9 protein-coding genes are annotated in these 9,945 nt (G+C 60.7%); 2 read left to right on the top strand and 7 right to left on the bottom strand.

Going from position 1 to position 9,945, the window contains the following annotated elements:
• Positions 1-269, top strand: a 269-nt coding sequence (locus H582_RS0123880) for a transposase (protein WP_028600551.1), incomplete at its 5' end; no start/stop codon positions are given.
• A gap of 350 nt (positions 270-619) precedes the next feature.
• Here the strand turns inward: H582_RS0123880 and dnaI are convergent.
• The 3 genes from dnaI to H582_RS0123865 form a co-directional block, all read right to left on the bottom strand.
• Entirely contained in the window at positions 620-1,591 is a 972-nt protein-coding gene (gene dnaI, locus H582_RS0123875; protein ID WP_028600550.1) for a primosomal protein DnaI, read from the bottom strand.
• 36 nt (positions 1,592-1,627) lie between these two features.
• Positions 1,628-3,139 (bottom strand): replication initiation and membrane attachment family protein, encoded by a 1,512-nt coding sequence (locus H582_RS0123870; RefSeq protein WP_028600549.1) that lies wholly within the window; start codon positions 3,137-3,139, stop codon positions 1,628-1,630.
• 210 nt (positions 3,140-3,349) lie between these two features.
• A complete protein-coding gene (locus tag H582_RS0123865; protein ID WP_028600548.1) occupies positions 3,350-3,637 on the bottom strand; it encodes a YuiB family protein in 288 nt (95 codons plus the stop codon).
• A 185-nt stretch (positions 3,638-3,822) separates the two neighbouring features.
• Between H582_RS0123865 and hemQ the strand changes: the two genes are divergently transcribed.
• The gene (gene hemQ / locus H582_RS0123860) at positions 3,823-4,569 is read left to right on the top strand and encodes a hydrogen peroxide-dependent heme synthase (protein WP_028600547.1); all 747 of its coding nucleotides are present in this window, start codon (positions 3,823-3,825) and stop codon (positions 4,567-4,569) included.
• 74 nt (positions 4,570-4,643) lie between these two features.
• Here hemQ and H582_RS0123855 read toward each other — a convergent pair whose 3' ends face one another.
• The 4 genes from H582_RS0123855 to H582_RS0123840 form a co-directional block, all read right to left on the bottom strand.
• On the bottom strand, positions 4,644-5,519 hold the full coding sequence (locus H582_RS0123855; protein ID WP_028600546.1) for a carbohydrate ABC transporter permease: 876 nt from the start codon (positions 5,517-5,519) through the stop codon (positions 4,644-4,646).
• The gene (locus H582_RS0123850) at positions 5,516-6,439 is read right to left on the bottom strand and encodes a carbohydrate ABC transporter permease (protein WP_228551651.1); all 924 of its coding nucleotides are present in this window, start codon (positions 6,437-6,439) and stop codon (positions 5,516-5,518) included. The genes H582_RS0123855 and H582_RS0123850 overlap by 4 nt, the downstream gene beginning before the upstream one ends.
• A 102-nt stretch (positions 6,440-6,541) precedes the next feature.
• Positions 6,542-7,996: an ABC transporter substrate-binding protein gene (locus tag H582_RS0123845; protein ID WP_052333613.1), complete on the bottom strand. Its 1,455-nt coding sequence runs from the start codon at positions 7,994-7,996 to the stop codon at positions 6,542-6,544.
• 134 nt (positions 7,997-8,130) lie between these two features.
• The gene (locus H582_RS0123840) at positions 8,131-9,903 is read right to left on the bottom strand and encodes a cache domain-containing sensor histidine kinase (RefSeq protein ID WP_028600543.1); all 1,773 of its coding nucleotides are present in this window, start codon (positions 9,901-9,903) and stop codon (positions 8,131-8,133) included.
• Positions 9,904-9,945: the final 42 nt, after the last annotated feature.

Genomic DNA, 9,945 nt, shown 5'->3' with positions numbered 1-9,945 from the left:
TGCGGCTGCGCACCTCCAACGGCATGGAGCGCCTGAACGGGGAGATCCGCAGGCGCGAGACGGTCATCCGCATCTTTCCCAATCGCGCTTCCGTCCTTCGCCTCATCGGAGCCATGCTCATGGAAGAGAACGAGTACTGGATGACGAAGAAGCCGTACATGGACATGACGGACTTCAAGGCGTGGAAGAAGCAGAAAGCCACTCAGGGCGCCGGCTCGGAGGAGCAGGAAACCAGCACCACCATGACGGAAGCGACGGACAGCCTTTAAACCCGATTCCATTTTCTACCGAGAAGTGTTTTTACACACAATTATGGACTTGACCCGTCCGCGACCCATTCGGGCCGAATTACTCGGTTTTTCCGCGTAACTCCCCCCGTCCGAGACCCATTCGAGCCGAGTTGCGCGGTTTTTCCGCGCAACTCCCCCCGTCCGGCACCCGTTCGACCCGAGTTGCGCGGTTTTTCCTCACAGCTCCGACGACTCGGAGACGACGGAATCGCCATCCTCAAGCTGCTCTAGGCGCGACGAAGCGCGGCAGCCCGAGGGCATCTTTACGGAGGATCAAAAAAAGCCGCTCTTTCCGTCCGGCAAGCGGATCGAAAAAAGCGGCTTGTCTTCTATTCCTCGGCGCTGTCCTTGCGGCCGCGCTTGTTCGTGCCTTTGACATGCACGACCTCGACGAAGGGACGGATCCGGTCCATCAGGCGCCGACCCTTGTGATACTCCTCGCCGTCCTTGCTCGTGAAGCTGAAATGCTGCTCCAGGTCGTCCAGCGCATGATTGGACGTATAAAAGGTCGGCTTGCGCTCCATCCGATAGTTGAGGATCGAGCCCATCACATGGTCGCGCACCCACGGACTCAGATTCTCGGCGCCGATGTCGTCGAAGACGAGGATGTCGGCTTCCTTCATCAGGTCGATCGTCTCCTTGAGCTTGCCCGGCTCGCCGAACATCGCCTTGAGATCCTCGACGAAGTCCGGCATGTAGACGATGACGCCGGAGCAGCCGTTCTTGGCGAGCTCGCTGAGCAGATAGCTCATCAGGAACGTCTTGCCCGTGCCGAACGAGCCGGTCAGGTACAGCCCTTCGGGCTGCAGGCCCTGCTCCTTGGTCCGGCGGATGTACTCCAGCACCTTCATGACCGCCGTCGAGCGGGCGCGGTCCTTCATCAGAATCTCGTCCGCCGAGTAGGCGCTCTCCAGCGTGCGCTCGCTGACGTAGAAGCTGCGGATGCGGGAGCGGATCTGCTCCTCGTTGCGGCGCGCGATGAACTTGCGGCAGGCCGTCTTGCGGTCGATCAGCCGCAGCTCGTCCGCGACCGTCTCGGCCGACAGCAGCGTGTAGTGGCCCTGGAAATCGTTCGGACAGCGATCGAGTCCCGGGCAGCTCTCGCAGCTCCGATGCTCGCGCACGTATTGGTACACCAGATTGGAGTTGCGCCGCAGCACGTCCTCGTCCAGCTCCGGATGCTGCTCCATCAGCCTCCGCACCTTGGGCTCGCGCATCAGCTCGTCCAGCTGCTCCTGCGCGCGGGCGCGCAGCTTGCTGCCGCCGGGCATGCTCTTCAGCAGATCGCGCAGCGATTCCATTGCTTCCACCTCCTTCGTTCGGATCGGCTCGTTGCGCTAGCGCCCGTCGAGCTTGCGCGCGAGCTTGCGCATCTCCTCCAGCTCCTCGTCGCTGATCTCCGGCTCCGGCGCGGCATCGTCGCCGACGACCGGCAGCACCGGCTTGCGCGGCTGGCCGGCTCCGCGCCGATACCCGCCCGCGCTTCTCGCTCCGGCGGCGGCGCGTCCTGCCGGCTTGGCCGCGCCTGCGGCTTCGGCCGCCTCCTTGCTGCGCTCGAGCTCGGTCTGGCTGCGCACGTACAGCACCGCCTTTTCGAACTCGTCGACCTGCTGCACGAGCATGTTCGAAGCGACCGCCTCGATGAACGTCTTGGTCACCCGCGCCGAGCCCTTCATGCCGAACACATAATGCACGAGCACGTTGATGACCGGGGCCGGCAGCCGATAGTGCAGGTCGATGCGCTCGAACTGCCGCTCGATCCAGTCCGGCACCGCTCCGGGGAAGAAACGCTTCAGGAAGCGGGTATGCGGCTCGTTGCGCATGAGCATGTTGTATTGCTGGATGTCGCAGCGTCCCGTCAGCTGGGACGGCACCGGCAAGTAATGCTCGGCCTGCACGCCCTGCTCCGGCAGCTCGGCGTCGGCCTCCTCCTGAAGGCGCGACCCGGCGGCGCGCCGCTCCTCCTCGCGCTTGCGGTCCTGCCGATGCAGCTGGGCCGCCTTGAGCTGCAGCGCGTCGGTCTGGATGCCGCCGCGCCGGTCGAAGGCGTCCTCCTCGTCGAGCAGGCGGCATAGATCCGCCGGACCGAGCTCGTATTTGTAGGCGATGTAGTTGAGCTGGGCGAGCGCGTCCTTGTCCCCGCGCATCCGCTCCACGAACGGCCGGTTGAGCGAGCCGCGGGGGAAGCGGTACAGAATGTCGCCGTACTCGATGCCCGCTCCCGGCTGGGCGACAGGCGTCGGCGGCTGCCGGAGAGGCGCGGACTCCTCCAGCGCCTGCTCCAGCTCGGCGTCCACGGCGGCGCTCAGGCGGAACAGCTCGTAGAACGGCATCGAGATATTCTCCCGCTGCAGCTCATGCTGCGCCAGCTCGTCCGGCTCTCGCCGCAGCAGCGTCTCCTGGAGCGCGACGACGCCGTACTTGCCGACCTTGTCGCGCAGCAGCATGCTGAGATGCTGGCTGCGGAAAAACTCCGCCGGAGACAGCGGCGCATGCAGCTCGTACTCGTAGACGACCTCCTCCTGCCCCGGCAGGAACAGCCGGCAGGTCGTCAGCAGGCCGAGCGCCTCCAGCACGGAGGCGCAGCGCATGAGCTCGCGGCGTCCCGATTCGCTCGGATCGAGCCCGAGCCCGAGGAACAGCCTGCGCTGCGCGTCCATCGGAGAGTAGCCGCTGTAGCCCTCGTCCACTTGATGGTACAGGAGCTGATACAGAGAAGAGGCCGCTCCGCCGGTCATCGGCTGATAGATGAGCGCGAGCATCCGCTGGTCGAGCGGGCTCAGCGCGAAGCCCCGGTAGACGCAGAACCGGTGATGCTCGGTAAAAGCCAGCTTGCTTCCGATGCGCATGGGCGTGCCTCTCCTCCGTTCGAATCCGTTTTTCGTCCTATCAGTTTATCATAGAGCGGCCGCATCCGACAGCATTCGCCACGAGAAAGCGGCGGCCTCCTTTTGCCATTTGCCTCTCCCGGAGGCGTCGCCGAAAAAGAGGACGGCCCGCTCCTCCCGCGGCTCCGGTGGAACCGTCTGGAAAAGCGGGCCGCCTGTCTGGCCTGCGCCCTAGAACATCTTGTAGCCGCCGATCCGCAGGGCGCGGATGGCGTAGCCGCTCACGTAGGCGCCGACGAGCGCCGCGACGACGGGCAGCCAGTCGATGAAGGTGAACTCCGCCAGGTTGGCGCTGAAGGTAGCGGCGTGATCCCAGGTCGACCATATGTAAAGCGGCACCAGCACGATGACGAACAGATAGATGGGGAACCAAGTCGTCTTCATCAGCATGTTGAGAATGAAGCCGATCCCGAACATCATGACAAAAAACAACACCATCGCAATCACGATTTGAAGCATGCGGCCAATCATCCCTTCGGCTAGCGTTCCTTTTCAGTTTATGCCAAGCCCCCTGGCAAGTCAATTTGCAAAAGGCCGTCCGGCTCGACGAAGACGGGTGGATCGGCTACAATGGGGAATGGATCTACGAACGAAATTCGGGAGCGTACGCCGCTCCCTTTAATGAAGGAAGGAGCCATGCAACGATGAGTGATGCCGCACAAACGCTGGAGGGCTGGTACGTCCTCCATGATTTCCGCACGATCGACTGGCAAGCCTGGAAGCAGGCCGGAGAAGGAGAGCGAGCCGCAGCGCTGGACGCGATCCAGTCGATGCTCGCCGATTGGAGCGCCCAGGAGGAGCAGCGCCAGGGCAGCACGGCGTTCTACGCCATCGTCGGCCAGAAGGCGGACTTCGTGCTCATGCACCTGCGCGAGACGCTCGAGGAGCTGAATGAGCTCGAGACCAGCTTCAACAAGAGCCCGCTCGCCGCGTTCACGAAGCCGGCGTATTCGTACGTCAGCATCGTCGAGCTGTCGAACTACATGAGCAAGCCGGGCGAGGACCCGATGTCCAATCCCGACATCGTCGCGCGCCTCAAGCCGACGCTGCCGAAGGCCCGCCACATCTGCTTCTACCCGATGAACAAGCGCCGCGACGGCGGCGACAACTGGTACATGCTGAGCATGGACGAGCGCCGCGCGATGATGCGCAGCCACGGCATGATCGGCCGTCAGTACGCCGGCAAGGTCAAGCAGATCATCAGCGGCTCCGTCGGCTTCGACAACTGGGAGTGGGGCGTGACGCTGTTCGCGGAGGACGCGCTGCAGTTCAAGAAGCTCGTGTACGAGATGCGCTTCGACGAAGTGAGCGCCCGCTACGGCGATTTCGGCGACTTCTACGTCGGCAATCGGCTCGATGCGGACAAGCTGGTCAAGCTGCTCCAGGTGTAAGATCCGCGCCCGCCAAAAGATGAAGCCGCTCCCTCTTGGGAAGCGGCTTTTTTATGCGAGGCCAGGCCCGCTTTTCATCCTTTGACGGCGCCGGCGCTCAAGCCGCCGACGATATACTTTTGGAAGAACAGGAAGATGACCGCCGGCGGCAGCAGCGTCATCGACAGAATTGCGAACCGCACGTTCCAGTTGATCGTGGAGCCGGCATAAATGATTTTGGTATAGATCGCCGCGGCGAGCGGCTGCATGTCCTCCTGCATGACGAGGCTGGACCAGTAGAAGTCGTTCCAGGTCGTGGAGAATCCGAGCATCGTGATCGTGATGAGGATCGGCATGGACAGCGGAACGGCGATCATCGCGAAGCTCCGCAGCTCGGAAGCGCCGTCGATGCGGGCCGCCTCCAGCATTTCCTTGTGGATGCCGTCGAAGAAGTTTTTGAGCAGCATGAGATAAAAGGCATTGGCGCCTGCCGGCAGCCAGAACGCCCAGTATCGGTTCAAGAGGTCCAGATCCTTCAGGTTCAAGAAGTTCGGGATCAAGTACGACGCGGCCGGAATGAGCAGGGTGCACATGAAGTAGAGCGTCACCGCTTTTTTGAACGGCACCTGCATATGCGACAAGCCGTAAGCGGCCAAGCCGAGGACGACCAGCGAGAAGACGGTGTTGCCGACGAAGATGAGCAAGGTGTTTTTGAAATGCATCGGGATGTTCAGGTAGCCGAACGATTCCTTGTAATTGCTCCAGTGCCACTCGCTCGGGAAAAACGGCGCGGGAAACTCGAAAAACTCTTGCGTCGACTTGAGCGAGTTGAGCACGGTATTGACGAACGGGTACAGCATCGACACCGAGATGAGCGCGATCGCCAGCACGACGAAGCCGTAGATTGCCCGGACGGCCGGCTTGCGAAAATCATAGCGGGACATGATCGCCCGCTCCTGCTCGGCCTTCATGCGGCATCATCTCCTTTTCTGAGCTTGATCGTAAGCAGCGAGAAGACGACGAGGAATACAAACATCAAGACGCCCATCGCGCTCGCCTTGCCGAAGTTGAAGTACGTGAACGCTTCGCGCGTCGTCAGCAGCAGATAGGTCAGCGTGCCGTTGTCCGGGCCGCCGCCGAACATGATCAGCTGGGATTGGAACGCTTGCGAGGTGGAGATCAGCTGCAGCACGAGCAGCAGCAGGATGAGATTTTTGATGCCCGGCAAGGTCACGTACCGGATCCGTCCCCATACGCCGGCGCCGTCCAGCTCGGCCGCCTCGTACATGTCCTTCGGAATGGCGGACAGCCCTGCGATATAGATCAATGTCGCGCTCCCGAAATTTTGCCAGGTTTCCAAGATGACGAGCGAGAACATGGCGTGTTCTTTGCTGTAGAAGTCAAAGCTCGGCAAGCCCAAGAAATTCAGGAACGTGTTGATCGGGCCGATCGGATCGTAAAACCATTGCCACATGCCGTAAAGCACGATGGCCGGGATGATGCTCGGCAAATAGCCGATGATGCGCGCCGGACCCCGGAACCATTTCAGCTCCGACACCCCGATCGCCATCGCGATCGGCACCCAGAAGCCGATGACGAGCGCCAGCCCCATGTAATACAGCGTGTTTTTGATTGCCGTATAAAAGTCGGGATTTCCGAGCACTTCTTGATAATTCTGCAATCCGACAAACGTATTGCCATTGACGAAATCGACCTGATAGAAGCTGTACCCGATCCCTTTGGCGATCGGAACCCACAGGAACAACAAGAAAATCAGTACCGCCGGCAGCAGAAACAAGCTTCCCCACGCGTATTTTTTCATTCGCCTGCCCAGGCTCGCATGGGCAAGGGGCGCATCCGCCTTCGCCGGCGCCTGCGGTTGAACTTGCATCGCCATATCCCTTCTCCTTCCTTTCCGCCGCAATCGCCCGTGCGGGCAATCGAAAAGGGGGACGCCGAACTTTGTCCGCTCGGTCCCCCTTGCCTGCCGGTCTTATTGAACCTTGACTTTATCGAAGTTTTCCTTCTGCACCTTGGCCGCCGCGTCGTCGAGCAGCTTCTGCAGATCCAGATCGCCTTTGCTGATCAGCACTTTCTGGATGACGTTCGCCATCTCGGCATAGTAGGCCTGCGTCTCGTACGTCGCTTCCGGCTTCGATTCCATCAGCTGGATCAGCTCAGGGGAATATTTATAGACGTTGTCATGCTTATCCAGAACCGCTTGATACTTCTTGCCGTATTCGGAGTCGTCGTTCCAGTAGTTGATCAGCTGCGGAACGTACACTTGGTTTTTGGATTTCTGGTCGACGATCTGCTGATCGATCGCGTCCAGGTACTCTTGCGTGAAGTACTCGTCGACGACGAAGTCGAACGCGGCCTTCTGCTGCGCCTTGTCGGCCAGGCCGTTGATGACCTTGTAGTTGCCGCCGGCCACGCCGATATGCTTGCCGCCTTTGGAGACGGAAGGAATCGGATAGATCAGGACGTCGTCCTTGCTGATGCCGCCCTGGTTGATCGCGCCATCCAGCGCGTTGCCGCTGCCGCACATGACCATCGCGCCGCGTCCTTGGTTGAACATCGCCAGCGCGTCGCCGTAGCCGAGCGCCCATTGCTTCGGAATGACGCCCGCGACCTTCAGGTCATTGTAGAATTGAAGCGCTTTCAGTCCGGCTTCGCTGTTGAACGCCGCCGTCACCTTGCCGTCCGCCACGGTCTGGATGTCGCCGCCTGCCGTGTAGAGGAAGTTCGTCCAGTTCCAGCCGGCCTCCGTGCCCTTGCCCATCGGGATGAAGCCCGCGATGCCTTTAGCCGGATCGTTCACGGATTTCGCCGCTTCGATGAATTCCTCCATCGTCCAATCCATCGGCGGCAGCGGCACGCCTTTGTCTTCGAAGATTTTCTTGTTGACGGTAATCGTCATGCCGTAGGCATCGATCGGAATGCCGTATGTCTTGCCCTCGATGACGAAAGGCTTCGTAGCGAACGCGTTCAAATCCTTCGCATACGGCCAGCTCGCCATGTAGTCGCTCAGATCGGCGATCCACTTCTTGTCGGTCAGCAGCTTGCCCTCCGTCGCCCATGTCGTGAATTCGGTCTGCGCGCTGTTCGACGCCATCTTGATCGCGATTTCCGAGTTCTCGTATTTCCAGTATTTCGGCGTGATGGAGACATTCGGATTTTTCTCCGTGAACCGTTTGATCCGGGCGTCGAGCGCGGCGTTTTCCGCGGTTTTGTCCGGCGGGTACGCGTAGGCGACGATGCTCACCTTTTCGGCAGGCGGCGCTTCCTCCTGCACGTTCGCAGCCGCATTTTCCGTCGGCGCGTTTGCGCTCGCGTTCGAATTCGTTTTCGTGTTTTCGGTGTTCGCATTGCCGCCGCATCCGGCCAAGAGCACGAACATCGCCATGCCGCCGTACGCCAGCGCGCGCTTGCTTTTCCCTTTATTCATGGTCTAACCCCTCGCATTCCCTATATTTGCTTGCACCTTTATTGTAGGGTAGGACCGCCCTTCCCTTCGAGGTGCGATCTAACGGGCGTGAGGTGTAAAATTACGCTTTTCGCTCCCGAGGCGGGCACCCGCGCTCAGTCGGCCGGATGGAGCGGCATCACCATGACGGCCTGCGTGCCGCCGGAGGCCATCTCCTTGTAGGAGAGGCCATAGCCGTCTCCGAAATGAAGCCGGATGCGACGGTGCACGTTCGTGATGCCGTACCCTTGCTGGGGCAGCTTGCCTTCCAAAATCGCATGGAGCTTAGAGATGTCGGCCGCGCGGTAGCCGTTGTCGGCGATCGCGATCTGCAGGTCGCCTCCTTGGACGCGCAGCGAGATGCTCAGGCGGCCGTCGCTGCCCATTTTGCGAATGCCGTGAAGGATCGCGTTCTCCACCAGCGGCTGGAGGATGACCTTCGGAATCCGAACGGCCTTCGTCTCCTCCTCGATGTCCCAGTGGACGACGAACCCGTACTCATACCGCTTCAGCTGCAGGCGGATGTACGCCTCGACATGCCGGAGCTCCTCCTCGACCGTAATGAGGCTCTCCCCCCGGCTCAGACCGATGCGCATGAGCAGCGACAGATCGCGGACCATCTCCGCCGATTCTTCGCCGCCCTCCAGCCGAATCCGCCAGTGGATCGATTCCAGCGTGTTGTAGAGCAGATGGGGATTGATTTGGGAATGCAATAAGGCAAGCTCCGATTCCTTATGCTTCAGCTCCAGGACGTACTTGTCGTGAACGGTCTGGTTGAGCCTTTTGGTCATCTCGATAAAGGACTGGTGGAGCATCCCGATCTCGTCATGGCGGTCGACCCGCATGTCGTTGCCGAGCGTCCGTCCTGGCTCGAACGACCGCGTCATCCGCGTCAGCCGCGACAGAGGACTTAAAATATGGCGGATGAAATAAAGGCTGGCGAGCAGCAGGAGGATGAAATAGGCGATCATCAGCGTATTGAACAGCTGCCGGATCCCTTCGTGCTCGCCGACGATCGATTGGCGAGGAATTTTGAACAGCAGCTTCGTCTTGCTGTCCGCGCTGCTGTGGAAGGCGTACATCCAGGATTCGCGCCCGTTCCGCTCCAAAATGACGCCCTGCTCGGCGCCGCTCACCGACGCCGGCACGGACAGGACATCGCCGACCGCGAGGTTCTCGACATTGTCGGCCAAAATCGTATTGGACTTGTCGAGGAGCACGATCTGGCCGCCGCTCGGGATGCGCAGCGACTGGATATTTTTTTGAAGCAGGCTGTTCAAGCCCGTGATGACGAGCACGGCTGCCGGCCGGTCCTTGTCGTGAGCGCTCGTCATGCCCCGCACATAGGCGGCCGTCTTCTCGCTGCTCGCGTTGTCGCCAGGCTTGACCAGAATGCGAATGATGCCGGAGCCCCGTCCGTTCACCGCATCCTGGAACCAGCCGCCGGGCAGCGTATCGCAGGAGAAGAACACTCCGTTCGGCTTCACGTCCGACGTCGGCGCGAACGTATATCGCATCGCCAGATCGGGGATGCAGACGGAATAATTGATCGCGTTCGGCGACGAATAGCTCATGAGCAGCTGATCCAAAGCCAAATATTCCTTGAGCCGGTCGTAATCCGTGTAGACGGGCGCATCCAGCAGCCGTCTGATTTCCGGCGAGATCAGCAGCTTCTCCGAGGTGCCGTCCACCGAGGCGATCACCTCGTCCAGCGTGAGATGGCTCGTCTTCGCCAGCTGGAACAGCGTATCGCCCATTTGCTTCTCCGTCACCGAGGTCACCTTCACGGAGACCAGCCAGTAGGCGAGCAGGATGGGCAGCACGATCAACAAAACAAAAAACAGGACGAATTGCTGCTTCAGATTCAGCTTGTACAGACGATGCATCATCGGGCCCGCCCCCAGAGCAGTTGTAGTCAAAGCCGCGCTATT

This window comes from Paenibacillus pasadenensis DSM 19293 (assembly GCF_000422485.1).
Lineage (GTDB): Bacteria > Bacillota > Bacilli > Paenibacillales > Paenibacillaceae > Paenibacillus_O > Paenibacillus_O pasadenensis.
Note: the sequence above shows the minus strand (reverse complement) of the source record. Positions and strands in the feature narration are given on the sequence as shown.